This is a genomic window from Catelliglobosispora koreensis DSM 44566 (assembly GCF_000379685.1).
GTDB lineage: Bacteria > Actinomycetota > Actinomycetes > Mycobacteriales > Micromonosporaceae > Catelliglobosispora > Catelliglobosispora koreensis.
Genome location: NZ_KB903289.1, coordinates 198424 through 223553 on the forward strand (window position 1 = coordinate 198424; position 25130 = coordinate 223553).

Annotated in this window: 24 protein-coding genes; 11 read left to right on the forward strand and 13 right to left on the reverse strand. The window is 62.7% G+C overall.

Going from position 1 to position 25130, the window contains the following annotated elements; genetic code table 11:
• Positions 1 to 14 precede the first annotated feature (14 nt).
• Complete coding sequence (locus A3E1_RS0128860; protein WP_026208942.1) at positions 15 to 719, forward strand: N-acyl homoserine lactonase family protein; 705 nt, start codon at positions 15 to 17, stop codon at positions 717 to 719.
• On the opposite strand, the gene A3E1_RS0128865 is transcribed toward A3E1_RS0128860, so the two are convergent.
• Together A3E1_RS0128865 and A3E1_RS0128870 are read right to left on the reverse strand one after the other, a co-directional pair.
• On the reverse strand, positions 702 to 1826 hold the full coding sequence (locus A3E1_RS0128865; RefSeq protein ID WP_020524282.1) for a hypothetical protein: 1125 nt from the start codon (positions 1824 to 1826) through the stop codon (positions 702 to 704). The genes A3E1_RS0128860 and A3E1_RS0128865 overlap by 18 nt on opposite strands.
• 34 nt (positions 1827 to 1860) lie before the next feature.
• On the reverse strand, positions 1861 to 2583 hold the full coding sequence (locus A3E1_RS0128870; RefSeq protein ID WP_020524283.1) for a metallophosphoesterase: 723 nt from the start codon (positions 2581 to 2583) through the stop codon (positions 1861 to 1863).
• A gap of 86 nt (positions 2584 to 2669) precedes the next feature.
• On the opposite strand from A3E1_RS0128870, the gene A3E1_RS0128875 reads away from it, so the two are divergent.
• The 5 genes from A3E1_RS0128875 to A3E1_RS0128895 are packed head-to-tail and all read left to right on the forward strand — an operon-like array spanning position 2670 to position 7069.
• Positions 2670 to 2951: a hypothetical protein gene (locus A3E1_RS0128875; protein WP_026208943.1), complete on the forward strand. Its 282-nt coding sequence runs from the start codon at positions 2670 to 2672 to the stop codon at positions 2949 to 2951.
• 29 nt (positions 2952 to 2980) lie between these two features.
• A complete protein-coding gene (locus tag A3E1_RS0128880; protein WP_157631795.1) occupies positions 2981 to 3616 on the forward strand; it encodes a GOLPH3/VPS74 family protein in 636 nt (211 codons plus the stop codon).
• Positions 3617 to 3636: 20 nt separating this feature from the next.
• Positions 3637 to 4572, forward strand: coding sequence for a DUF2332 domain-containing protein (locus A3E1_RS0128885; RefSeq protein WP_020524286.1), 936 nt, complete (start codon positions 3637 to 3639; stop codon positions 4570 to 4572).
• Positions 4573 to 4581: 9 nt separating this feature from the next.
• A complete protein-coding gene (locus A3E1_RS42645) occupies positions 4582 to 5703 on the forward strand; it encodes a coiled-coil domain-containing protein (RefSeq protein WP_063825172.1) in 1122 nt (373 codons plus the stop codon).
• A gap of 40 nt (positions 5704 to 5743) precedes the next feature.
• On the forward strand, positions 5744 to 7069 hold the full coding sequence (locus tag A3E1_RS0128895) for a trypsin-like peptidase domain-containing protein (RefSeq protein WP_020524288.1): 1326 nt from the start codon (positions 5744 to 5746) through the stop codon (positions 7067 to 7069).
• On the opposite strand, the gene A3E1_RS0128900 is transcribed toward A3E1_RS0128895, so the two are convergent.
• A complete protein-coding gene (locus A3E1_RS0128900; RefSeq protein WP_020524289.1) occupies positions 7066 to 8598 on the reverse strand; it encodes a sugar transferase in 1533 nt (510 codons plus the stop codon). The two genes, A3E1_RS0128895 and A3E1_RS0128900, sit on opposite strands and share 4 nt — an antisense overlap.
• Before the next feature lie 255 nt (positions 8599 to 8853).
• Here A3E1_RS0128900 and A3E1_RS49230 point away from each other — a divergent pair, with 255 nt between their 5' ends.
• From A3E1_RS49230 to A3E1_RS42655, 3 genes are read left to right on the forward strand one after another with little or no spacing between them, the layout of a single operon-like run.
• Entirely contained in the window at positions 8854 to 9963 is a 1110-nt protein-coding gene (locus tag A3E1_RS49230) for a glycosyltransferase (RefSeq protein WP_051105181.1), read from the forward strand.
• Positions 9953 to 11083 (forward strand): acyltransferase family protein, encoded by a 1131-nt coding sequence (locus A3E1_RS42650; RefSeq protein ID WP_020524291.1) that lies wholly within the window; start codon positions 9953 to 9955, stop codon positions 11081 to 11083. The genes A3E1_RS49230 and A3E1_RS42650 overlap by 11 nt, the downstream gene beginning before the upstream one ends.
• A gap of 4 nt (positions 11084 to 11087) precedes the next feature.
• Positions 11088 to 13256: a N,N-dimethylformamidase beta subunit family domain-containing protein gene (locus A3E1_RS42655; RefSeq protein WP_051105182.1), complete on the forward strand. Its 2169-nt coding sequence runs from the start codon at positions 11088 to 11090 to the stop codon at positions 13254 to 13256.
• Here A3E1_RS42655 and A3E1_RS0128920 read toward each other — a convergent pair.
• The 5 genes from A3E1_RS0128920 to A3E1_RS42660 form a co-directional block, all read right to left on the reverse strand.
• Positions 13173 to 14723, reverse strand: coding sequence for a lipid II flippase MurJ (locus A3E1_RS0128920; RefSeq protein WP_157631796.1), 1551 nt, complete (start codon positions 14721 to 14723; stop codon positions 13173 to 13175). The two genes, A3E1_RS42655 and A3E1_RS0128920, sit on opposite strands and share 84 nt — an antisense overlap.
• Positions 14724 to 14814: 91 nt before the next feature.
• Complete coding sequence (locus tag A3E1_RS0128925) at positions 14815 to 15936, reverse strand: glycosyltransferase (RefSeq protein WP_020524294.1); 1122 nt, start codon at positions 15934 to 15936, stop codon at positions 14815 to 14817.
• A complete protein-coding gene (locus tag A3E1_RS0128930; RefSeq protein ID WP_020524295.1) occupies positions 15933 to 17279 on the reverse strand; it encodes an O-antigen ligase family protein in 1347 nt (448 codons plus the stop codon). Before A3E1_RS0128930 ends, A3E1_RS0128925 begins: the two co-directional genes overlap by 4 nt.
• Positions 17276 to 18211 carry a glycosyltransferase gene (locus tag A3E1_RS0128935; protein ID WP_245571441.1) on the reverse strand — a complete coding sequence of 312 codons (936 nt, stop codon included), beginning with the start codon at positions 18209 to 18211 and terminating at the stop codon, positions 17276 to 17278. Before A3E1_RS0128935 ends, A3E1_RS0128930 begins: the two co-directional genes overlap by 4 nt.
• 410 nt (positions 18212 to 18621) lie before the next feature.
• Positions 18622 to 19701, reverse strand: a complete 1080-nt coding sequence (locus A3E1_RS42660; protein ID WP_020524297.1) for an LCP family protein — start codon at positions 19699 to 19701, stop codon at positions 18622 to 18624.
• Positions 19702 to 19842: 141 nt separating this feature from the next.
• Here A3E1_RS42660 and A3E1_RS0128945 point away from each other — a divergent pair, with 141 nt between their 5' ends.
• On the forward strand, positions 19843 to 20511 hold the full coding sequence (locus tag A3E1_RS0128945) for a CDP-alcohol phosphatidyltransferase family protein (RefSeq protein ID WP_020524298.1): 669 nt from the start codon (positions 19843 to 19845) through the stop codon (positions 20509 to 20511).
• Here A3E1_RS0128945 and A3E1_RS0128950 read toward each other — a convergent pair.
• Genes A3E1_RS0128950 through A3E1_RS0128960 form a run of 3 tightly spaced genes read right to left on the reverse strand, consistent with a single transcriptional unit; the run spans position 20475 to position 23331 of the window.
• A complete protein-coding gene (locus A3E1_RS0128950) occupies positions 20475 to 21092 on the reverse strand; it encodes a thymidine kinase (protein ID WP_322786268.1) in 618 nt (205 codons plus the stop codon). The two genes, A3E1_RS0128945 and A3E1_RS0128950, sit on opposite strands and share 37 nt — an antisense overlap.
• A gap of 14 nt (positions 21093 to 21106) precedes the next feature.
• Positions 21107 to 22513, reverse strand: coding sequence for an MFS transporter (locus tag A3E1_RS0128955; RefSeq protein WP_020524300.1), 1407 nt, complete (start codon positions 22511 to 22513; stop codon positions 21107 to 21109).
• The gene (locus tag A3E1_RS0128960) at positions 22510 to 23331 is read right to left on the reverse strand and encodes a glycerophosphodiester phosphodiesterase (RefSeq protein ID WP_051105183.1); all 822 of its coding nucleotides are present in this window, start codon (positions 23329 to 23331) and stop codon (positions 22510 to 22512) included. The genes A3E1_RS0128955 and A3E1_RS0128960 overlap by 4 nt, the downstream gene beginning before the upstream one ends.
• Before the next feature lie 50 nt (positions 23332 to 23381).
• Here A3E1_RS0128960 and A3E1_RS0128965 point away from each other — a divergent pair, with 50 nt between their 5' ends.
• Entirely contained in the window at positions 23382 to 23612 is a 231-nt protein-coding gene (locus A3E1_RS0128965; RefSeq protein WP_020524302.1) for a hypothetical protein, read from the forward strand.
• A 4-nt stretch (positions 23613 to 23616) separates the two neighbouring features.
• Here the strand turns inward: A3E1_RS0128965 and A3E1_RS0128970 are convergent, their stop codons facing one another.
• Together A3E1_RS0128970 and A3E1_RS0128975 are read right to left on the reverse strand one after the other, a co-directional pair.
• Positions 23617 to 24348 (reverse strand): enoyl-CoA hydratase/isomerase family protein, encoded by a 732-nt coding sequence (locus A3E1_RS0128970; RefSeq protein ID WP_020524303.1) that lies wholly within the window; start codon positions 24346 to 24348, stop codon positions 23617 to 23619.
• On the reverse strand, positions 24345 to 25106 hold the full coding sequence (locus A3E1_RS0128975; protein WP_020524304.1) for a lysophospholipid acyltransferase family protein: 762 nt from the start codon (positions 25104 to 25106) through the stop codon (positions 24345 to 24347). The genes A3E1_RS0128970 and A3E1_RS0128975 overlap by 4 nt, the downstream gene beginning before the upstream one ends.
• Positions 25107 to 25130 lie beyond the last annotated feature (24 nt).

The window sequence follows — 25130 nt, forward strand, 5'->3', positions numbered from 1 at the left end:
TAACCTACCGTGACATGAACGAGATCCGCAGGCTCGACTATGGCTACATAGTGCGGCCGGGCCGCGAATACGGTGCCGGTCTCCCCCGCGCGGAACCGATCTTCGGCTACCTCGTGCACCACCACGGCAAACTCCTGCTGTTCGACACCGGCATCGGCGGGGCCGGGCACGAGGACCTCAACACCCACTACCGCCCGGTGCGCCGCGAACTGGAGCAAGCGCTCGCTGACGCCGGCGTTACGGTCAGCGACATCGATCTCGTCGTCAACTGTCACTTGCATTTCGACCACTGCGGCGGAAACCCTTTGCTGGCAGGCAAACCCATCTTCGTGCAGGGCGCCGAGCTGGAGCTGGCACGCGGGCAGAATTACACGCTCCCCGAGCTGACCGACTTCGCGGGAGTGTCCTATCAGGAGCTATCCGGCGAGGCCGAAATCCTGCCCGGTGTCTGGATCATTCCCACGCCGGGGCACACCGCCGGGCATCAGTCGCTGGTGGTGGTGCGTCCGGACGGGACAGTCGTGCTGGCCGGTCAGGCGCATGACTTCGCCTCGGAGTTCACGGCCAGCGTGACGGGGCTGACCGCGGTGCGCGATGGGCTCACGGCACCGCTCCCGGAGTACCCCCTATGGCTTGAAAGGGTTTTGGGGTTTGACCCGAAGCGGGTCGTCTTCGCCCACGACGCCGCCGTGTGGGAGCCATCAGCAGCCCTCCGGTGACGGAAGGCTCAGCACGATGTCCTCATAGCGGCCGAGCGAACGCGGTGTGCCGCCGACACTGGCCACCAGCTCCGTCGTCCCCTGAGCATCCGGTTTGGACGGTCGCAGCACGACCGACAGCAGGTCGCCGCACGCCGGCCCGATGCGCCGCGCCGCGAGCTCGGTTGTCCCTGGCGTGTCAACGACATCGCTGGTACGCGGATCCACGCTGCGCGTCCACGGCTGCGGCGTGAAATCGCAGTCCTCGCGCGGCCCCAGGGCGTAAAGCAGGCTCGTCGCGACGACTTTGCCGTCGCGCCACACCAGATCGGTGATCAGTGACCAGGCGCTGCCGCCGGCGGTGAAGAACTTCGGCAGGGCTGGCCCCAGGTTCAGCGCCTCAAGGCGGTCTAGAGCGACCACGGCGAGTTCAGCTGACGTCACGCACCAGCCGCCGGACCCACCGAACCCTGCCGCCAGGAACGCGCCGTCGGGTGAGACCGCTGACGTGCGCAGGATGCCGTTGACCCGGATGCTCTTGAGCAACTGTCCCGTGGGCGAATACTGCGCGATGATCGACGGCCCGCGCCGCGCACCGCCGTCGCGGGCCAGATAGGCCACCGTGATCCGGTCGCCGGAGGCGGCGAGTGTCACTGGCGATTCAGTGTTTTCCGGCGGATAGTCCGTGGTCACCTCTTCGGGTAGCCGGCTGGCCGGCACTACCTGGCTCGCCGCCAGTTTCGCGTCAAAGAACACGAAGTCAAACCCGTTGCCTGGCTGGCCATTCTTACGTGTAGTCACGATCTCGCCGTTGATCACGGCAACGCCGGCGCACTCGGCACACTCCTTGCTGACTGCCGCTGTGTGCGGCTTGGCCAGCGTCACGGAATCGTTGCGCACGATCGCGGCCGACCCGTCAGGCAGCGCTACGGCCAGCGGCCCTGGCTCCCAGCCTTCGTTTGGCGTCGCCTCGGCGACCTTTTCCAGCCAGTGCCCGTTGGTCAGCGCGACCCCGTCCTCGCCAGCCACCACGACGAACGGCTCCGCAGCGGGTGGCGTGTCTTTGGCGGTGCACGAGACGCTCACCATCAACGGGACGATAAGGAGGAAGATCCGGCTAAACCGCACGGCCCAACATACAACGTCCGCTTTGGACAGCGCCCTAGTCGGTGGGGAAGGCGCGGAAGTGGGTGGTGATGTGCCCGCCGTCGTCGATGACATGGAAGGCGATCATTACCGGCATGCCCTTGTCGATAGGGACGCCGCCGTCTTTTTCCCAGGGCAGCAGCACCGTGGACGTGACCCCCGGCGCGACCAGCAGCGGCCGCCCGGCGAACGTGGTGGCCGCGGCCATGTGGGCGTGCCCGCACAGCACGGCGAGCACCTGTGGATGGGCGGTCACGATCGCGGCCAGCTCGTCGCTGTTGCTGAGCTTGATGTTGTCGATGAACGGCTGATGCAGATCGGCGGGCGGATGGTGCAGCCCGATGAGCACCGGCCCGGCCGCGGCGGACAGTTCGGTTCGCAGCCACTGCAGCGTTTCTGGGGCGAGCAGGCCTTCGTCGCGGCCCTGCAGGACCGAGTCGGCCATCAGCAGCCGGATGCCCCCGATGTCGAACGCCCGGTTGAGCGGACCGTCGTAAGGCGTGTAGCCGTCATGGTTTCCCGGGCACATGTAGACCGGAACCGTGGGCGAAGCCAGGACCTTTTCGGCCTCCTCAGTTTCGCTGGGCAGGCCGTGATCGGTGATGTCGCCGGTCACGATGATGGCGTCAAGGTGCCCGGGCAGGCTGTTGAGATGATCCATGGCCTGCCGGGCGCGAAATGACGCGCGGTCACCGCCGTCGAAGTGGGTGTCGCTCAGGTGCGCGAGAACGGTGCTCACGAGTTCGAGCCTGCCACATCGCGGCCGCTAAGACGATCACAAGGCCGCCAGCCAGGCTCAACAGCCCAGCCTTGAACAGCGACCCGGTGGCAGCTGTGCCCGTTTCGGGCAAAGTGCCCGAAGGTGACGGCGATGCCGACATCGAAAGAGACGTGGAGCTCGACGGTGAGGGCCGGGAGCGTGACGGTGTCGGGCTCGTGCTGCCGTACCCATATCCGGGCTCCTGCGCGGTGGCCGTTGCCGGGCTGAGCAGGAGCGCGGCGCTGCCAGCGAAGACGGCGGCGGCGAGGGCGAGCGCCGCCAATGCGCGGCTGATTCTCATGTCCTCGATAACTCAGGCTGCCCGGCCGGGTTGTGTTTGTGACTAGATACTGACAATTCGCCTAAACTGGTGACCGTGGAGCTATCCCTGGGTGATCAGCTGCTTCTGCTGAGCTATGACGACGAGACCGGCAAGCCGCTGATCCCGCTCAAGAACATCGACTACGGGCTGGCGGGCGCGGTGCTCCTGGAGCACTCCTTCGCCGGGCGGCTCGCCATCGATCACCAGCGGCTGCGGGTCACCAGCGACCCTGGCCGCGACCCCGTGCTGACCCAGATCGACGCCAAGGCAGCGCACACACCCGGCTGGTGGGTCTATCACCTGGCAGATCCGCACCGGCGCGAACATGCCCTCAGCCAGCTCGTCACCGCCGGAATCCTGGAAGAGCACCCGCACCGGTTCCGGCGCGCCACCTATCCTGAGATCGACACGACCGCCGAAAAGCAGCTGGTAGAGCATCTGCGTGAGGTTGTCGGCGGGCAGGCCGACCCGGATAAGCGGTCCGTGGCGCTCATCGGGCTCGCTCACGCGTGCGGTCTGGACAAGCACCTGTTCCCAAGCCTGAATAGGCGCCGGCTCGCCGAGCTGACCGAAGGCGACTGGTGCGGCCATGCCGTGCAGAACATCATCGACGCGATGAACGTCGCCGTGCTATCAGCGGTCACGGGCGGATTTGTGTCCTCGACCGCATCGGCTATCCCGGCGACATAAACGAGGCTTAAGGTCTGCCCATGGACGGAATTCCGCGGGAAGACCACGAGCTGTCCCAGACTTACCTGACCTTCGCCAAGAACGAGGCGGCCGGCCAGTCCACTGTCTACTTCGCACTGTCATCAGGGATCGCCTATGACCCGGTGCTGCTCGGCCTGATCGGTGAGCTTCCACTGCTCAAACGCCAGCCCAACCTGGTCCTGGCCGCCGCCCGCTGGCACGGGGCGCCGCTGGAGTCCTATGTGGACTTCGCCCGGTTCGTTGCCGATCACTGGGCCGAGGTGTCGCAGACGATTTTGGCCCGCAGCACGCAGACCAACGAGCCGGCTCGCTGTGCCACGCTGCTGCCTTTGCTGGCGCAGCTGCCGCAGCCGCTGGCTCTCATCGAAGTCGGAGCCTCGGCCGGGCTGTGCCTCTACCCCGACCGCTACGCGTATTCCTACAGCGGCACCCGCCTCGGCGATGCCAGCGTGGTCTTCCCGTGTGTCACCGACGGAGCCGTCCCCGATGCCCTGCCCCAGATCACGTGGCGGGCCGGCCTGGACCTCAACCCACTGGACGTGCGCGACTCACAAGCCATGGCCTGGCTGGAAAACCTCGTGTGGCCCGGTCAAGACGAAAGGGTCGCCCGGCTGCGCCAAGCCATCGATATCGTACGCGCCGACCCGCCCCGCATCCTCAAAGGCGACCTGCTCACCGACCTTGACGGCCTCATCGCGCAAGCGCCGCGTGACGCGACGGTCGTCGTGTTCCACACCGCCGTGCTGGCATACGTCTCGCCAGCCGACCGTGAGGTGTTCCGCGAGAAGATGTCCGCCCTGAAAGGACACTGGATCTCCAACGAGGCCCCGTCCGTTCTCGGCGACAGCCCCGCGCCGGGCAAATTCGTGCTTTCGCTTGACGGCACGCCCGTGGCGCACACCGGACCGCATGGTCAGGCGATCCACTGGCTATAAGCTGCTGGGGTGTCCACTGACGACGATCTGACCAGGCCCTGCGCACATTGCGGAAAGCCGGTGCCGCAGCGGGCCGCGGCCGGGCGGCCGTTTAGGTATTGCCGCGACAACGATGGCGCCTGCCAGAACTCCGCCCGCAACAACCGCATGCGTTACCGCAACTCCCCTGGGCTGGCCGGGCAGGTCGCCAAGGCACACGAAGTCGTCGACCGCCTCGAGCAGGTCGTCGAAACGCTCACCGACGCTCTTGGCATCGAGCTGTCCCCCGCGGGGGTAGAGCGGCAGCTCGCCGAAGTGCGGGCCGAAACGTCAGCACAGATCGCCGCCGCGCAGGCCCAGCGCGACGCCGAGATCGTGCGCTACGTCGCCGAACGCGATGAAGCCCGCGCCCTGGCCACTGCCGCCCAGGTGGCAGCCGCTGCCGCCGAGGCCGCCGCCACCGCCAGCGAAACCCGCGCCGTGGCCGCCGAAGAATCAGCCGCCACGCGGATCGCAGACGCTCTTTCCGCCACCGCCGCCGCCACCGCCGAGGCGGCCGCCTCGGCATTGTCCGAAAAGGAGGCACTCGCTGCGCGCGACGGGGCGCAGCGGGAACTTGCGGCCGCCGAAGCCCTTCGCATTGAGGCCTATCGCGACCGCGATGCCGTGCGCGCCAGCTTTGAGAAGCTGGAGGGCAACGTCGAACAAGCTCGGGCTGAGGCAGAAACGTTGCGCTCGGAAGCGAACCGATCCGCCGAGGAACTGGCGCGTGAACGCCGCGAACGTGCCCATGCCGTCGAAGTCTTACGATCCCAGCTATCCAAACGCGATGCCGATCTGCTTGCCATGGCAGCGGCGCACGAGGAAACCACGTCGCGCCTTAAGAGTGACATTTCCCGGCTGCTGGCCGCACAGGAATCCGCTGTCGCCGCACATGACACGACGGTAACCAAATACGAGGCCACTGCTGCGCGCTTGGAGTCTGAACGTGGTGCGGCTCAAGCCGAAGCCGCGGGGCTGAGGGCACGAGTGGACGAACTCACAGGCCAAGTTGGGCAGCTCGCGGCCACGTTGTCTCAGCTCACAGCGCGGATAGCCATCCCGGCACAGGGTGAGGCCACCGTGGGCGGGCACGCGGACCTACACTCGTAACCGGTCCGAACCGCCGCCCCGATCCACAGGAGTTCCATCAATGCCACCCCAGCGGTCGCTGCTGCGCCAGCGCAACGCTTCATTTGTATGCGCGGCGATTGCTATCGCATTGAGCGTTTTTAACAGCCCTGCGTCAGCCGTTGACCCGCTATATACGGTTGAGGAGCGAGCGTTCGCCGTCGCGAGCCCGTCACTGATTTACCTCGAGGCCCAGGTAACCGGATTCCTCCGGCGGAAAGACACCGGCGAAAAGTTCGACGCCGCCGCGATTCTGGTGAGCAACAAGTGCACCGGGTTTGCTGTTTCGGCTCAGGGCCACGCGATCTCTGCTACGCACTGCGTGCGTCCCACAGCAGATGCTGTTCACCGCACCGCGGCATCTCAGCTCGCCGCCAGCCGGGTACGGGCCGGACACCTGCAACCCGGCCAGCGGGAAGCTTTCGCCAAAGAGGTACTCGACAGCACCGACTTCACCGGAGAAACCCAAGGATCGAAGGCGAAGTCAGTCGTTCTGGGCCAGCCGTACAAGGGCGAGGCGGGAGCACCGGCCGGAAAGGCGCTGGAGGCCGAAGTGGTTGCATCGCAGTCCATAGCCGATGGCGACGTCGTACTTCTCAAGTTCGCCTCAACTATTCCTGCCGTCCAGCTTGCCGAGGCCGGGACGTCAACGGGCAGCCCGGCCACTATCGTCAGCCTCGCTGTGGATAGCGATGGCCGCAACTTCCTGCCACGTTTCAAACCGGCCAAAATCACTGGCGAGTACGGTTCACGGGTGCCACCGTCATTCCAAATGGATGCCGACCTCGGAGAAGTTTCACTGGGCGGAATGGTTGTCGACGCGAGCGGCCGTGTGGTCGGCATGATCAACGTGAACCCAAGCGCGCCAAGCAAGGTAAACAATCACGTCACCAATCTCGAACACATCAAACGGATTCTCTCGCAGGCGAACACGCAGAACTCGGCGTCACCAGCTGACGATGCATACCGCGCCGGGCTTAACTCCTACTTCAGCGGCCGGTACAGCGATGCGGGCGGCAAGTTCGATGCCGTCTTGGCCGCGCACGCGGATCATCCGCTGGCGGCGTCCTACAAGAAGTTCGCGGCGGAACTGCTTGCGGTGGAGGGCGAAAAGACTGAAGACTCAGGCCTTCCCGGATGGGCGCTAGCACTAATCGTTTCGCTCGCGGCGGCTTTGGTCGCTGCCGTTGGCCTTATCTTCTACTTAAATGGCAAGCGCCGGTCAGCAACTCCTGCCGCAACCGCTGGATATAGTCCGGCAACGGGCCATGACTCGGGGCAAGCAGCCGAGTACGACTACATGAGCATTTTCCGTCAGCCCTCGGACGGCGCCGAGAAGACCGACTAGCGGCCGCCGCCTCTAAAGACTTCAGCGAACGTCCGCAGAAGGACTTTGAGGTCAAGCCACGGGCTCCAGTTGTCAATGTAGTAGTTGTCGAATCGCGCGCGGTCAGAGATCGGTGTGTCGCCTCGAAGCCCGCTGACTTGTGCGAGGCCGGTCAGGCCGACCGGCGCGCGATGCCGCAGCTCGTATCCGGGATGCTCGGCAGAGAACCGGTCAACGAAGAAGGGCCTTTCTGGCCGCGGCCCAACGAATGTCATGTCTCCGCGGATGATGTTCCAAAGCTGGGGCAGCTCGTCTAGCGATGTCTTGCGCAGCAACCGCCCAATTGGACCCACGCGCGGGTCGTCAGCGACCGACCAATTTGTCTGAGACTCGTGCGAGCTCGCTGGCCGCATCGAACGGAACTTCAGCACGTCAAAGGGTTTACCCCAACGGCCAATCCGCTGCTGCCGGAAGATGACGCCCGGACCGCCTTCGATCCGTACGGCGAGAGCGCACAGGAGCATCACCGGCGAGACGACGATGAGCGCGACGGTGGCCAGGAGGAGATCCATGAACCGCTTGAGCATCCACTTTGGACCAGTCAGGGTCGCACGATGTAGGCGGGCCACGGGAATGGCTCCAATGTGGTCGTTCACCCCGCCGCTTGCGCTGTGGAAGTCACATAGCCTTGGGATAGTAAACACGTCTGTCCTCATCAGAACTGGCTGCCGGACGAGTTCCATGAGCTTAGTCTCGCTGACCCGGGCGTCAGCTATAATCACAACGTCTGTCTCGGCTGCTAGCACGAGCCTTTCGAGGTCGTCAGCTGTTCCGATGAGCAGTGGGTGCCCAGCATTGCCTTCCGATTCATCGACGAAGCCGCTAAAACGCAACCCGTATTGTGGATAACGCTTAATCAGGCGCGCGACCTCGACCGCGAGTGGACCACTCCCGACAACGATTGCCCCATGCTCGACCCAACGCTTCTTGCGCGCAAGAACGACGACACCAGTGGTAAATGTACGGCCCAGGACAACCAGTCCACATGAGACAGCAATAGTCCGCATGAATTCCACGACATATTCCGCTGAGCCGTGCCGTTGAGCGGCAATTATTCCGACGATTGCGGCTGCGATGAGCAGACGCCCAAGGATTGCTGGAAGCAGGTCGAGAATACTGAAGTGCCTCCGGCCTTTATACAGGCCACTCAACGCGAAAATTCCAATGGTGATTACCGCTGTCGCGAGGATGCCTTTCCAATTTGCGGTTGTCCACGCCAGGGGCGCGATTATCGCTATGCCATCAACCGGCATAGTTAGCATCCACGCGCGCAATGACCGCGTCCGCCGCGAATGCTTCGAACCGATGTAGGGCATCACCAGCGTGGTGCTAGACGCTGGCGCACTACGTTGCGTGGGCACGAAGGGGAGTTCGGTAGTGTGCAGATGATGCCATTCGGCGGGATCTTCCACGGCGGACGCGACGATGTCAGAAACGTCAGATTTTTCCGTTTTGATCGCAGCTCGTAGCGATTCAGTGTTCCCGCGCATCCAGTTTGCTCCCCGTAGTTACCCGTGCAGCGAGCTACGTCAGCTGCGGCGCGAAGATTACAGGCCAGGTTGCTGAGGCTACAATAGTTTGTTCGGCCCTTTGATCACCAGCTGTAGGCACTTAGATGATGCAGGCCAGAGGTCTTATGACGAGGATCACCGAAATGTGATCTTCGGCGGGCTCATGCGCTTGCCTTTCGTAGTTTATTGTTCCCGGGCGCGAGTAAATAGGAAGCGAACGGGGCATGCAAAATAATGGATTCGGTTATCACGCCTGAAATTTCGTCTTTAGCCGGGCGGTCAGTCGCCGTGGTCCATGAATGGTTTGGGGCTACTGGTGGATCGGAAGCCGTATTCCTTCAGATCGCTAATCTCATCCCGCATGCAGAACGCTTCGTTCTATGGAAAGATGCTGATTCTGAGCAGTCCGGACTTAGGGAATCATGGCTTGCCAGGACCCCTTTGCGACACGCCAAACCTCTCGCCCTCCCCCTAATGCCGATGGCCTGGCGGAGCCTTACGCGCGCAAAGTTTGATGTGGTTGTTTCCTCGAGTCACGCCTTCGCGCACACCGTAAAAGCCGGCCATCGCGACACCCGGTACCTCAGCTATGTGCACTCGCCTGCCAGGTATGTGTGGAGCCCAGATTTCGACGGCCGCGGATCAGGCGGCTTGCTCGCAGGCCCACGAAAGGTCCTGCAGGCAGTCGACAAAGGCATGAGCGCCCATGTGCACAGCTATGCCGCCAATTCACACGAGGTTCAGTCCCGGATCCGCAAATTCTGGCACCGAGACGCGCGGGTGATCCATCCACCGGTGAACACGGCCTACTTCTCTGAACAGCCGCAAGGCATGAACCAGATGGGACGCGATTACCTCCTGGGCGCTGGACGCTGGATCGGCTACAAGAATTTCGGGCTGATGATTGAGATCGCCCAGCAGGCCCGTGTTCCGCTCATTCTTGCAGGATCAGGTCCAGAGGAGGCAGCCCTGCGGCGGGCGGCGGCTAAGGCCAGCGTCCCGGTGTCATTCGAGGTCCGGCCGAGCCTGCCCCGGCTGCGCGAACTCTATTGGGGCGCCAAGGCTTTGCTATATCCAGCGCATGAGGATTTCGGCATCGTTCCCGTGGAAGCGCAGGCGTGCGGTACACCCGTTATCGGCTTGGCTCGTGGCGGGCTGCTGGAGACGGTGGCCGACGGGGAGACGGGTTTTCTGGTCGACTCACTCAATCCGCAACGATATGCAGAGCTAGTTGGCAGATCTGACCTGCTGAGCCGTCAAACAATCCAAGGGCATACCGCGGCCTTCTCACAGGCGGCATTCGCTCAGAACATCGCCCAATGGCTTGAGCAAGATGCTCGCTGAGGTCGTTGCAGGACCAGATTCTCGGCAAGTCTCCGCGGCGTTGCCCGTAAGCCAAGCGCGTGCGCGGCTATATGTCCTTGACCTGTTGCGATTTGTGGCAGCGCTATCCGTGCTGGGCTATCACTTTCTTGTTGACAACCGTGGGATGTGGGGCGCGAACGCCAAGACGCTCTTTGGCGAGCATCTTGTCAGTCCATTTCGTTATGGCTGGCTAGGAGTGGAGTTCTTCTTCGTCATCAGCGGCTTCGTGATCTGTATGAGCGCCTGGGGACGCCCGCTGTCGAAGTTCTTCACGTCACGAGTCGTGCGGCTGATGCCCGCATACCTGTTCGCCATGCTCCTGACAGCGGCCGTGTTAACGCTATGGCCCATGGCGAGTCGGCCAATTCAGCTCCGCCAGGTGCTTCTCAACACAGCCATGCTAAACGAGTTCTTTCATGTACCTGGGGTCGACAATGTCTACTGGACTCTGTTTGTCGAGCTGAAGTTCTACATTGTGTTCGCTGTGCTTGTCGCGTTTGGCCTGACCTACAAGCGGGTCTTCGCCTTCTGCGCGGTCTGGGCGCTGGCTGCCCTTTACTCGCATTACCTCGGACCAGCGGCCGTCCTGCAGCTGACCGAGGCAGGTTACGCACCGTACTTCATCTTTGGGATTGGCCTATACCTGCTCTACCGCAACGGTCCAAACCTTCTGGTATTTGGCCTGGTCCTCGTGTCCCTCATCCTTTGCGTTGCGACCCTAGAGCTCCACGTCAAGCCTCACAACACGAAGTTCGTAGCTATTTCGTATCAGACAGCCACGTTGATCTTCCTGTTCTTTGGCCTTGTCATGATCGCTGTTTCACTGCATTGGTTCACCTGGCTGCGCTGGCGCGGGCTCGTCGTGGTTGGCGCACTCACGTACCCCCTCTACTTACTTCACAATCAGCTCAGTCGGGTCATCGTAAGCCGGCTGCGCGATACCGTGCATCATGTTCTCTTGCTCGCGCTATTGCTTACGGTGATGCTGCTACTTGCTTATGCAGTGCATAGAATAGTCGAGCGCCCGCTGTCACATAAGCTCAAAGCCGGGCTAGACAGGGCTTTCACCCAGATTAGCGCTCCAGCATCGTCTAAATAGGAAGGTGATTGCGACGTCTGCTGACGATCCGTCGAAGGTGACTCCCGCAGCCGGGATGCCCCGGCGCAACGTGATCCGCTTGGGTGGGGCGCTCGCCGTAGCCGGCACCGGAATCGCTGGGGTGTCAGCCTTAAGTGCGATGACTGACAATGACGTCGCGGAAAGCCAATGGGTCGACCCCGTAGGTCCTGACCCTGAACAGAGATTCGTCGCACTAACCGCGGCCGCCGATGGCGTGATCTATGGGGTTCAGTCTGACGGGACACTGGCTTGGATGCGGCACGAGGCGTGGCGTGACGGGCGGCCTGTCTGGGCCAACGATGGAAATGCGCGGGTGATCGGCACTGGCTGGCTCAAGTACCGGTGGATATTGCCTGGCGCCGACGGGCAAATTCTGGCGCTAACCGCCAACGGCGATGTCGCCTGGCACCGCTACATCCTCACCAACCCAAAGACCGGCGATGGCACCTGGGATCAGCGCAGCGGCAGCGTCATCGGGCAGAAGCTGGGCGACTATTGGCATTGGTTCGGCGGCTGGGACGGAGTGCTTTACGGCGTCAACGGCCATGGTCTGTACCGGTTCCGGTATACCGCGGGTGACGGAACCGCCGGTCCAGACGGCTGGGCACAGGCAGGACGCCCGTTGCGAATAAGCAACCCCTTGTCTGGCACGCCTTTCGCGGCGGCTGATGGGCAGATTTTTGAGATCGATGGAGCCCGGTTACTGTTACGCCGCTACACAGGCAGCGACAGTGCGCCTGCATGGGCAGGCGGCGGCAAACCGATCGAACTCGGCGATGCGTGGGCCGATCAGCGATGGGTGTGCGCTGGCGAAAGTGGCGTGCTCTACTCCATCGACAATGCGCGCGGCAATCTGATAGCGCGTGCGGGAAAGTTGAGGTGGCGACGCTACTCCGGGCCAGCCGGCCAGGAAGTATCTTGGCCGTACGGGGAAGCCCGTGACATCTCAGACGGGTTCACCATCGAGCGGCTCGCGAGACTGCAAGGCTACGCCATGGGACTGGCCACAACGTCTGGCAAGAAACTCGGATTGGCTGTCTCCACAGGGCACTCGCACTATTCGGTCACCGTATCGCGGCTCGCGAGTGGAACGCAGCCGTTAGCGACGGTGGCTGAGACTCAGCGTGTCAGAGGGCGGCTGCAGCACCTGCCTGGCAGCTATCAGCAGGACGGCTGCGGCTGGACCGCTCAGTACGAGGTGAAGGTCGCAGATGACTGGCGCTCGGGCCTATACGCGGCTCGGTTGCAGACTGACGACGGAACACATTTTGATATTCCGTTTGCTGTTCGCCCAGCCGGCGACCCCAATCCTGTGGCGTTTCTGTGGCCTACCAACACATATAATGCCTACAACGAATGGGGTGGGCACAGCCAGTACACCGAAGGTCTAGAAGGACAGCAGCGGACGCTGACGTTTAAGCGCCCTAGCATCTTCAGCAATGTGGATGGTCCCGCCGACCGCAGAATTACTGGCGACCTGATGCTTCTTAAATGGATGTCATCGGAACGGATCCCGTTTGACTGCTATCACGACCATGACCTTCATGAAGCTGGTGAGTGGCTTGACCCCTACAAGGCACTTATCCTCGCTATGCACCCGGAATACTGGTCTGAACAGATGCGGCGCAATCTCAAGCGGTACATGGAAAATGGCGGCCGGGTGATTTATGTTGGCGGCAACGGCATTTACGAGAGGGTCACGTTCGGCAACGCCGGTGGTGCTCTGACATTCCGGCGCCCAGACGGCGAACGGGACCTCTTTAGGAATAGTGGACAACCAGAGCATGAACTCCTCGGTGTGGGTTATCACGAACCCTCATTCGGCACGCGCGCAGCGTACAAGGTGTTGCGCGAGCACCCTTTGCTAAAGGGGACAGGTCTCAAACCGGGCGACCTATTCGGTGAAACTGGGTCACTGGGTGCCGCGAGCGGCTGGGAAGCAGACCGCCGTGGGCTCGTGGGCGGCGCCAGCGCCGAAGAGGTCATCGCGGAAGGCCTGAACCCCCGGGGAGGGGCGGAAATGATCTTCCGTCGTGGCCCAAAGGACGGCTGGGTCTTCAGCGCCGGTTCAATCACCTTTACCGGCGCGCTCCAAACCGACCGGGCCGTGCGGCGGCTGCTCCGCAACGTCATTGACTTGGCCCTCGGCTAACGTTGTGGGATCTGGCAGACGTGTCGCTCGCCGATGTTTGCCGCCGGATCGCGGCATTCTGGAGTCCAGCACCGCCGTCAGATAGCTGCGTAAGCCGGGGATCGCGATGCAGTATCCAATGAAGACCACCGCGACCGCGATGCAGGACAGGAGAAGCCGGGCGAGGCCGGGCCCGCTCGCGGCACTGCCTGCCAGCCCCGTGAGCAGTACGCCAGGGCTGAGCAGGCAAAGCAAGCGCACGGTGAACCGCCCGACTGAAAGTGCCCAGGCTGACGCGAGCAGCATGATGATGCCGCAAACTGAGTAAGCCGCCCCGATGGTGAACGCGCCCCAGTGCTTGTATAACGCTAGATTCATCCCGATAGCGGTGATGAAGGAGGTCGCCATGATCATCGCTACACGGCGGTTCGCGCCTTTGGCATTGAGAACTTTGACGAAGCAGTATCCAAGGACGTGGGCCCAGATACCGATGGCGAATCCAGTAAGCAGGGTCGCCGACACGTCCACCGCTTGCTGATCAAACTGACCGCGCCCATACACGATCCTGACTATTTCCGTGCTGTTGATTCCAATCATCAACGACAGCGGCAGCATCGCTAGAAGAACTGGCGGGGCCAGCTGCCGTAAACGGCTTGCTGCTTCAGATGCACTGAGCCTCGAGAACGAGGCGAGGCTGGCTAGGCCAAGCGGTGCGGCGAGAAGCGCCATACACGAATCGACGATGTACCTGGCATATTCTGTCGCGGCGACTACCTCGATTCCCAGAAGCGAACCGACGATTCGTTCCACCGCGATCGAACCCTGCAGAATGACCGGCACGAGTAGCAGCGGCCGAAGCCGTTGCCAGAATCCAGCTAGAACTATCCGGTGTGGACTGGGTGAGATGAGTTTGGCGCCACCCGTTTGGCGGTACTTTCGTCTGCGGATCCAGTAGCTGCCCCAAAGTGCCAGCCCAGCGTACGGAACGGTGAAGCCCCAGGCGAGCATCGCGAACTCGCCGGTCCAATAAGCGGCAAGTGTCCCGGCGATCAGGCCGATGCTTTGGAACGATGCTCTGATGTTGACAAGCCGGACGTCATCGTGAGCCAAGGCGACGAGAGCATTGAGGTTGTACATCACGTAGAACGGAATGCCGATGGCCGCGACCTGCAACATGGTTGCCGCGATGCTTGCTGTTGTGTGGTCAAGACCGGGCCCTAGAAACGCGACCCACAACGAACTGCCGAGCAAAAGGGCGCCAGTCAAGCATATGGACAAGGCGAGCAGGATCATTCTCACGCTGCGGTACAGGGCATCGGCGTATTCCGGGTTGTCGCGCCGGTACGTGATATAAAGCGGGAGGAAGCCTGCTGTCAATGCGTCCGAGGTGAAGAAGTTCACCGGGATGAACGTCGCCGTGAGGGCGATTCTGTTGGCGGCGACGACTTTTCCCACCCCGAATAGTGCGGCGAGCAGTACCTCCCGCACGACCCCCAATATCTTGCCCGCAATGCCCCCGAGCGCCATCCTGACGAACATCTGGATCATTCGGTGACCGCCTTGGGCATACCTAGCGCGTTCACAGGAGGCTCCTGTAGAGGGCCTCAAGCCGGCGGTTCTGTGTGCCCAGATTGTATTCGGCCTCCACCATCGCCCGGCCAGCCAAGCCGAACTGCCGGCACAGGCTTGTGTCGGCCAGCAGAGTGATCAACCGGTCCGCGAGGGCGTCCTTGTCGCGCTCGGGCACAAGGAATCCGTTGATGCCGTCGCGCACTGCCTCTGGAATCCCTCCGCTTAGTGTGCCAACGACGGGTTTTCCTGCTGCGGCGGCTTCCAGCAGGACCAGCCCTAGTCCCTCTTGAGCGCCGTTGGCCGCGGTGACGCTGGGAAGGCAGAACACCGAAGCCTGCGCGATTACCCTCAATGTTTCGGCGTGTGGCAAGGCCCCGGTGAACTCGATACTGTCGCTGAGCCCGAGCTCACTGGTGAGGCTCTGGAGCTGCGGGCGCAGTGGCCCGTCACCAACGATAACCATGGATGCGTCACGGACCTGCTTTCGCACCCGTTCGAAAGCCTTGATCAGCAGGGCTGTTCCTTTAACTTCAACGAGGCGCGCCACGTGAACGATGGTTGGGCGCTCAGGCTGCGGTGGGCTCGGCTGGATCAGATCTGTGTCAACGCCGATAGGCAGCAGAACCGTCCGGTCGGCTGGATATCCCCACTCGATGGCGCGCTGGCGGATATAGCTGGAGACGCACACAAAGGCGGCGGCCTTGCTGAACAACGACTTGCGCCATGCCACATAGTTCAGCCACGACAAGCGTTTGGACGCGACCAGCTGGCGCTTGGATATCGTTACGTCAAAACCGTGCAACGTTGTTACTAGCGGAACGTTAAGGGCGGTCGCCGTCTTGACCGCGTACGCACCCTCGACGCCGAAGTGTGCGTGAATCAGCACGGTTCCACGCCTGGCGAGCTGGGAGACAAGCGGCCGGCACGTGCCAGTCAAGGTGTAGGCAGCGATGGCTCGCTTGCCGAAATCAGCGACGCTAATGGCGGGGAGGTCGCTGGAACGCAATGGATCGCGTCCGATGAAAAGCGGAGAGAACCCGTCTAGCGCGAGTGCCTGGCTGCGAATGAAGGTTTCCGACGGCTGAAACTGCTGGTGTCTAAGGATACCGACGACGGGGGCACCGCTCATGGCGATTCACGCTTTGTCTGCGCGAAACGGATAAGGTAGCAAATCAGCAACGCGACAACAGGTATGAAATGAACGTCGCCGAAGACGTCGGTGTTCTCCCCCATCCCGTGGATGACCACCCAGGTCAGTGCTGCGCCTGAATACGCGATGAATCCAAGGACATCCGGCGCCTTCCGGTAGGCCCTAAAGCCGAGTCCCAGCATGATCCAGACAACGACACTGGTAACGAGAACGCCTGCGGCGCCCGTGTTCGACCATGCGGCCAGCAACAGATTGTGCGGCGGAAAGGTCCCTTTGTACAGGCCATGCTCGGCTGCGTAGGCGGGGAATTCTGCGGCCCAGCCGCCGAACCCAAGGCCAGGAAGTGCGTTACTGGCAAACGACTCCACTGCGAATCCCCAGATAATGGTCCGCTCGCCGAACGTGGATTTCAGTGCGCTGAAACTAATATTGCTGGCGATCATCAATCCTGCGGCGATCACAAGGATTACCAGACACCCCACCACTGAAGCGACAGGATGTCGCTTCAGGATAGTGAATTTAGGAAAGCGCCGCCGGTACACAGCGAAGGCTAGGGCTGGAAGCAAGACGGCAAGCATCGTGCCGGACTTCGATCCAGTGAATGGCACGGTGACAAGCAGTGAGACACCAGTTAGCTGGAGGAAGCGCGAAGAGGTACGCGTGGCGATAGCTAAAGCCGCAAGACCGTTGACACCAAGGAACATCGCGGCAACGTTGGCATTGACAAACAGACCGCCGGATTTCGCCGGATCCAAAACGTTGTTTCTTCCTTCGCCGAACAACGCGCCGATGGTGTTGTGCCCGGCGAAAAATCCGGCGACAGAGTCGAGATATGCGGCTTCGATCGCCGGTGCAACCCGGAACAGCACCACTATCGCGGCGAGACCGAGCACAAGCGGCCAGTAAAACCGCTGCAGGACCTTTGCGACCTGCTCGATCGGCTGCGGCAGGGTTGCCAGAAGCAACAGCGTGAGCATGAACTGGGCGAGCAAGATGATTGGCGGCAAGCCTGCCGACGGCTCCGGCGACCAAAGTAACGCCACGACTCTTACCGCGAGCAGGGTACCGAGTGCGCTAAAGACGGAGCTCTTAAGTACGCCATGAGTGCCGTTCTGCCAGACCGCGATAAGGATCGCCGGTGTCATCAAGCCAACGACAAGCGTGCTCGCTGCGATGTCCTTGGTTCCTTCGGGCAGGACGTAGATTAGGGGCACGGACAAGCAGAAAACGACAGCTACTTGGATCCACTGCACCTTGGCGGAAGTTAGGCGGGCGGCCAACTGTGCGTATGTTGAGGCTATGCGCCCCGCATAGACGCTCATGGGGCGCCCATGCTGCCCAACGCGCCAGCCATGGTTTTGCTGAGTATTTCGCGCAGGACCTGCCCGCGCCCCTCCCAGCCGTTTGCGGAAGCCAACTCCATCCGGTCCGCGATGTCGTGGGTTGTCGGCGGGATGCGCAGAACTTCGGCCAAGACTTTTGCGAACTCGGAGGTGCTTGCCACACGGATGTAAGGGTTAGTGGTCGCGAGTTCGTCTACTGCTGGAACGTGGGTGCTCACGACGGTTAGCCCCGAGGCAAGGTATTCGAAGCACTTTAAAGGGCTGACGCCGCTGGTGTATTCGTTGAGGGAGTAAGGAATGATGCCTGCGCTGCAGGTTCCGGCGACCTTCGCAAGCTCCTCATGGGACAGGACACCAAGGTAACGGGCACCTAGCTGTTCAAGTTCGCGTAATGCGGCGGTGAAGTCACCACCACCGGCCGACAGCGGGCCAGCTAACAGGAGCCTCCCCTTGCCTTGCAGAGACATCGCGACGGACCGCAGTACTTCAAGGTCCAGTTTGTGAAGGGTCAGGTTCCCGGAAAACAGCACGTGAGGGTGTCGCTCAGCGGCCGGCTTGCTCTGAGCGGAAAACACGGCGGCGTCTGCCACGTTGTGCAGCATTTGGATGTTTGGGTAGCCCAGCGTGGACAAATGCCGGGCTACCGCATTGCTCGTCGCGATCGCCAGATCAGCCCGCAGGGAAAGCGACTTCTCCCCCCGCTCCACGGCGACCTTGTCGACGCCGGGAAAGCTAGCCAGCAGATCCACACAATGGTAGATGGTTGCATCGGCCGCAGCTTCAAGCCCGTAAGTGACAGGAGTAAAGGTCCACAGAACGCGCGGGCGCGTACTTTCGATCCATTGGGTCGTCGATCGCCGCAGGAGCGCGGTGTTCAAGGCGCGAGTTGGATAGCGGTGCAGCGGAATCACAAGGGGCGACACGACCCGGGAGCGCTCCGGCTTTGGCCGCTCGCTGACGGCCGCGGAGGACGTGCGACCGGTGCCAACAGACCGGCGCAAGCGCGATGCCATCCTCACTACGTCAGCCCGGCGCAGCGTTGGCCGCCTCAGGCCAAGTGATTCGACGAAGGTCACGTCCCCCATGGCAGCGAGCTCACGTGTCACGTAGTGCTGATTGGTCGCGATCGGAGAATTCCACTCTGCGGTCCCCAGAATCAGGATGTTCGGAACCTGTGCTTCACGCTGTCCCTGGACGCGCGCATGCGCTTCCCCCATTTTGATTTTCCCCGTCTCGCAGACACACGGCGTGGCCATGCTACGTGAGTAGTGCTCCGATTCCAACAACAAGCTCACTGAGTGTGATGGCACCCAAAGTGCGGCTACAAACTGGCGACTTCGGGTTGCGGGTGCTCGGCGAGCCACTGTTCGGCTCGGTCCTCACGGACCGCGGCGAAGAGCTCCTGGGCCGCCTGCATGTCAAGCTGGACAGAGGAACCGGCATGGGTGGTCATCGTGCCAGCAACTGGAGTAGTGGCGAATTTGATCGCTTCCTGATCGATGTCTTTCATCTCGCTCGCGAGATCGATGAGGTTCATACTCTTGTCGATGGTCAGAGACTTGGCCGCGATGGTCAGCAAGTTGTTGAGTTTCGACGGATTGGTGAGGGTGCCACTTTCCTTGACCTTCCCGATGAGACCCTTTATGACGTGCTGCTGATTCTTGATACGGCCGAGGTCGCCACCGGGCGTTCCCTTGCGTTGCCTGACGAACTCCTCGGCATCGGCTGGGCTGAGGTTATGGCAGCCCTTGTTCCATACTTTCGTCGAGAACGAGGACTTCACGCTGTAGGGAATGCAAACACGCACTCCGCCGACTGCGGAAACCATTGACTGAACTCCCTGGAAGTTGACGATGACCGCGCCATTTAGAGGGATCTGCGTGAGGTCATAGACAGTCTTTGCCGCGAGCTTGGCCCCGCCGAACGACATGGCAGAGTTGATCTTGTTTTCTCCGCCTTTCCAGTTACCGCTGGCGGGGATGTTCACATAACTGTCTCGTGGAATGGAGAAGATGAAAGCGCTCCGGCGGTCCTTGCTGACGTGCGCGATCATGATCGTGTCAGAGCGGTTGCCTTGCTCCTCCGAATCAGTCGTGCCCTCGTTGTCCCGCGTGTCCGTGCCCAAGATCAGGTAGTTTAGTGCGGTCCCTTCACCTCCACCGGGGACGGTGGGAATGCCTTCCAGGATGTCTTCTTTAGTGACCATGCTGTCGTAGTGATCGCTTAGCTTCTTGAACGCGATCAAGCCGCCAGCACTCACGAGGATCAGGAACGCGCCAATCCCGATGGCGATCTTCTGCCAAAGCCGACGGCCGCCTGCCCGACCTTTCGGGTCCTTGCTGTGCCGGTCTGATCGGCTATTGCGAGGTTGGTCAGGGTGCGGGGCGGTGGTGGGGTGCATTTGCCCTTCCAGGCTTTCGATGGATCCGATCAAGGAAATGGTCCCAGCATTCTAGGCTGGCATCACGAGCGCTGCCTGCCCCATGGCACGGCCGGCGCACTGACGTGATGGGCCTCTCACGATAAAGGGACCTCGATCGCTATGGTCGCTAGCGTGACAATTTGCGCAAACCCGGCGGTCTTCTTCGCCGCCAATCGCGGCGGCGGCCTGTTCACTGAGACCGTCAATCAGCGGGCCGGCTCGTACCTCGCCTACGCCGCTTCGCGGCTGGGCCTGTCCCCGACCGCCTTGACGCTGGGCAACCTCGCTGTCGCCTTCGTAGCAGCCGCGGCCGCGGTGACCGGGATTCCGCTGCTAGCACTGGTCCTGTGGCAGCTTGCGTACAGTTTGGACTGTGCCGATGGGCAACTGGCGCGGGTTACAGGAAGAACCAGCCCCGCCGGTGCCCGCGTCGACGTCTTGTGCGACGTCGCTGTCCAAATCTCCCTCGTCACAGCGGTCAGCATCGCGGCCAGCGCCCCACCGTGGCTGTCCGCAGCCTTCGCCGGCACTTGGCTGGTCAACCTGTTGACCTCGGTGCTGGCCTCAAGCCCAGGCGCAGCGAGCCTAATGCCATCCACCTCGCTGCCGGTACGCCTGCTCAAACTTGTCCGCGACTACGGCGCGATGGTTCTGGCGTTGGGTTTGGTGCTCGCGTTCGCTCCACAGTGGACCGCAGGGGCGATGGCTGTATTCACCGTGACCAATGGAGGCTTTCTCCTCGCCAGCATTGCTCAGACCGCAGCCGCGGCAAGTGCCCCGGAACGGTAGTGGCGCCGGCACAGCACCTGGTAGCGAACCTGATCGTCGTCGGCCGCGGTGTCGCCGATGACGATCTGCTCGCCTTCACGCACCACGGTGTCGCCGAAAACGCGGGCGTTGAGCCGGCCGGGACGCCCACACCAGCACAGCACCTCGACCTGCAGCCGGAACACCTCGTCGGCCAGTTCGAACAGACGCTGTGCCGCCGGGAACAGGTGCGAGGTGAAGTCAGTGGCCAGGCCGAAGGCGTACACGTCGACTTCGTGATAGTCGACGAGATCAGCTAGCTGCTCGATCTGGGCGACGGTGTAAAAGCACGCCTCGTCGCAGATCAGATAGTCCACTTTGAACGGCTGCTCGCGTACCAACTCGGCCAGGTTGAGCGACGGCTCCACTTCGATCGCCGCCGCGACCAGGCCGATGCGGGTCGTGACCTGTGGCTTCATCGACCGGTCCAGGCGGGTGAGCACGAGCCCACGCCGGCCTTGCCGGGCGTGATTGTGCCCGATCTGCAAAGCCAGCGTGGACTTTCCGCAGTCCATCGGTCCCCAGAAGAACTTTAGCGAAGTGGTGCAGGCAGATTCAGACACGAATCGCGACGTTACTACAACCGCTCCGGTGGATTATTGCCAGCCGCGATGATGGCCCGCCGCAACGGCACCAGCAGCAGCAGGATGAACCCGAGCACGAAGAAGAACAGCACCACACTGACACCGAGGCGGTAATTCTTCGTCGCCTCGAACACCAGCGTGAACGCCAGCGGCCCCATCCAGCTCGTGCCCTTGTCGGAGATCTCGTAGAAGCCGAAGTATTCGCCTTCTTTGCCCTTGGGGATCAGCTGGCTGAACATCGAGCGCGACAGCGCCTGGCTGCCGCCGAGCACGATGCCGATCGTGGCGCCCAAGGCCATGAACGGGCCAGCCGCGCCCACAGGCAGCGAATAGGCGGCACCGATGATGAGACACCAGATCACCAGGTTGATTAGCACTGTCTTCTTCGCACCGATGCGCCCGGCGAGCCAGCCCATGCCCAGCGCGCCGCCGAAGGCCAGGAACTGAATGATCAGCACCGTCATTGTCAGCGTCGTGGTCGTCAGCTGAAGTTCTTCCACCGCGTACACACTCGACACGTTGATCACGGTCTGGATGCCGTCGTTGTAGACCAGATACGCCGCCAGGAAGAACAAAGTCAGCGGGTACTTACGCATGCCTTTCATCGTGTGACCAAGCTGCTTGAACCCGTCGGTCAGCACATTGCCGCGCGCCACACCCTCCAGCGGCGGGCGGTCCTTGAGCCACCGCAACGGAAACAGTGTGAACAAGCCCCACCACACACCGGCCGAGCACAGCGACAACCGGGCGACCATCGCCTCGCCGCCAAGCGCGTCAACGAACGTGGTGTAGGCGACGAGGTTGAGCACCAGCAGCAAACCGCCACCGAGGTAACCCCACGCCCAGCCGATGCTGGAAACCTTGTCGCGGTCCTCCTCTTTGCACAGTTGCGGAAGGAACGAGTGGTAGACCACGATGCTGGCCGCGAAAGCGACGGTGGCGATGATGAACAGCAGACCACCCAGCATGTACCCGGTGCCGGAGACGAAGAACATCGCCGCCGTGGCACCGGCACCGATATAGGCGGTGATCCCGAGCAGGCGGCGCTTGTGCGGCGACCGGTCGGCGATGGCGCCCATGACCGGCAGGATCAGCACATTGAGGATCACCGCGACGGTCAGCACGGTGGTGTAGAAGGAACCGGCCAGAAGCTCAAACCACAGCACCTTGATCGGCGCGGTCAGCCGCTCGTCGGCCTTGGTCGCCGGGTCATCGAGCACCCCGGTCGCGACCTTGGCGATGTTGCCCAGATAGGGGCCGAAGAACACGGCGACGACCGTGGCCGAGAACGCGGAGTTAGCCCAGTCGTAGAGGTACCACCCGGTGCGCTCGCGTTTGGTGCTGGACCCGTAGCCGATGGTTTCCGGGGACGGATCTGAGGCGGTGACCATGTCGGTCATCGGGGGTCCTTCCACAAGCCTCGCTGGACGAAGACATCGCGCAACACATGGATGCGATCGGTCATGATGCCATCAACACCGAGATCAAGTAACCCCTTCATTTCGGCAGGGTTATCGATCGTCCAGACGTGTACCTGCATCCCGGCCCGGTGAGCGGCGGCGATGAACCGCCCGGTCACGATCCGCACCGGCCCCTGGCGCACCGGAACCTGAGCCGCCACAGCCGTCGGCGGGGCCTTGAACCGCAACCCTGTACGCGACGCGACCAGCAGCCGCGCGACCTCCCGCTGCGCCAAAGACGTCGCCACCCGGCCCTGCGTCAGCGCGCGCAACGCCCGGACGCGGCTGTCTGAAAAGGACGCCAGCAGCACCCGCGGCTCAAACGAGCGCACCGCATGGGCTGTCGGGGCAACGGCCAAAGTGGACTTCACATCAATGTTGAACCGCACCTGCGGCCACGCTTCCAGCACCTCTTCCAGCCGCGGGATCACCGAAGCGCCCGCCACCCGAATAGCCGAAAGGTCCGCATAGGACAGTGCACTGACCGCAGCGTCCGTACCCGTCATCCGCGCCAGCGACGCGTCATGCATGACCACGGGCACCCCATCACGGGTCGCGTGCACGTCGGTCTCCACATACCGGTAGCCGGCGTCCACGGCACGCGCGAACGCCTCGACCGTATTTTCATCACCGTCAGCGGCCCCGCCGCGATGGGCGAACGCCAGCGGCGGATCATCCAGAAAGTCCAAGGGGCTGGTCACAGCGCGAAGGATCGCACGAATGTGTGCGATATGGTGACCGGCTCGCCAACATCCCATGACATCGGTGAGAATGTCCCAACCGTATTCCGTTGAGGATAGTCGATCTAATGGGGGTCCACGTGCCCGACGATGAGCCGAGCGACTGGCTGCGCCGCTTGTCCCCGGTGGAACGGGCCCTGCTTGAGCGGCTGGCTACCGGTGCCACCATCGCCACCGCGGCAGCCGCGGAGTTCCTCTCCTTACGCACCGCCAACCGGCGCATCGCCGATCTGCGCCGCAGAGCCGGCGTGCCCACAACACGTGAACTCGTCCTGATCTACCGCGCCTCACGCGGCTAAACCGTCACGGCCGCCACGGGAACGATGGCTTGCGGCGGGCCAGGAACGCGGCCGCGCCCTCGGCTGCCTCACCGCTATCGCGCACGAGACGCATCCAGCCCTCGGCACGCTCGTCAGACACCGGCCCGGCCAGCATCTCCTTCATCGCCACCTGGCTTAGCAGCGACCGGCTCACCAGCGTGGCCGCCAGCGACGCCACACGGGCATGCACGTCCTCAACCACCTCATGCACGAGGCCAAACGAGCGGGCCTGCGCAGCGGAAACCAGCTCGCCGGTCAGCAACAGCCACTGCGCCGGTGCCGTCCCCGCGACACGGGTCAACCGCCGGATGCTCGTTTGTGGATAGATGACGCCCAGCCGCGCCGGCGTGATCCCAAACCGGGACCCGGCCGCCGCGATCCGCAGATCACACGCCAGCGCCAGCTGACAGCCGCCACCGATGCAGTCGCCCTCGATCGCTGCGATCACCGGCGCGGGAAACGCCGCCAGCGCCTCCTCCGCCGCGACCGCCAGATTCTCACCAGCCGTCGCCGCGCCAATGTCAGCCAGCGCACCGATATCGGCCCCAGCGCAGAAAGTCGTCCCGGCACCACGCAACACCACAGCGCGTACCCCCGAAAGGCCCGAAAGAACAACGGGAACGGCCCGCCACATCTCGGCGGTCATCGCGTTGCGCTTGCCCGGATTGTCAATCCAGAGCGTCGCCACCTCACCGGCGACCTCAACCCGGATCACGGCACCGCCCGCTTGTGCAACCGGCGCGTCTCAGAAACCTTCGTCGGATCCATGAACCGCGGCCACGACGGCTCCTCAGCACGCAACGGCGCCAGCTCCGCGACAATCGCGTCCAGCAAACGGTCCGTCAGCCTCTGCGCCCCTCCCGGCCGGCTCACATCGATCCCCTCCGTGGACACTGGACGGCCAAAATGGACCTTCACCACGGGGCGCCGCCGCACATTGCGCCACAGAAACGGCCACATCCCTTTAGGCGCCGTATAAGGCAGCACCTCATGCGAACCCCAGATCGCCACCGGAATCAGCGCCGCACCCGTGGCGAACGCCAGCCGGCCTGTGCCCGTCTTACCCCGCTCCGGCCACAACTGCGGATCACGGCCAATCCTGCCCTCCGGATAGACCACGACAGCAGCGCCGTCGCGCAGCGCCGCCTCAGCCTCGGTCAGCGAGTTCGTCACCGTCGGCTTATCCCGGTCTACCCGGATGTGCCCACACGCCCGCATGAACGCACCCACCACCGGAACCGTGAACAGCTCCTCCTGCGCCATGAAACGCGGGGCCAGCCCCCGCAGCGAACACGCCGCCGTAATCGCGATCGGGTCGAAATTGCCGATGTGATTGACCGCCAGGATCAGCCCGTGAGATGTCTCATAACGGGCGTCACCGGATACCTCCAACTTAGACAGCAACCTGGTGATACCCCTGCCCAGCGCCATGCCAAAGCGCCAGACGAGCGGTGGCGTGGGGTGTTTCACCATCAAACATCCTTCCGGAAAGGATCA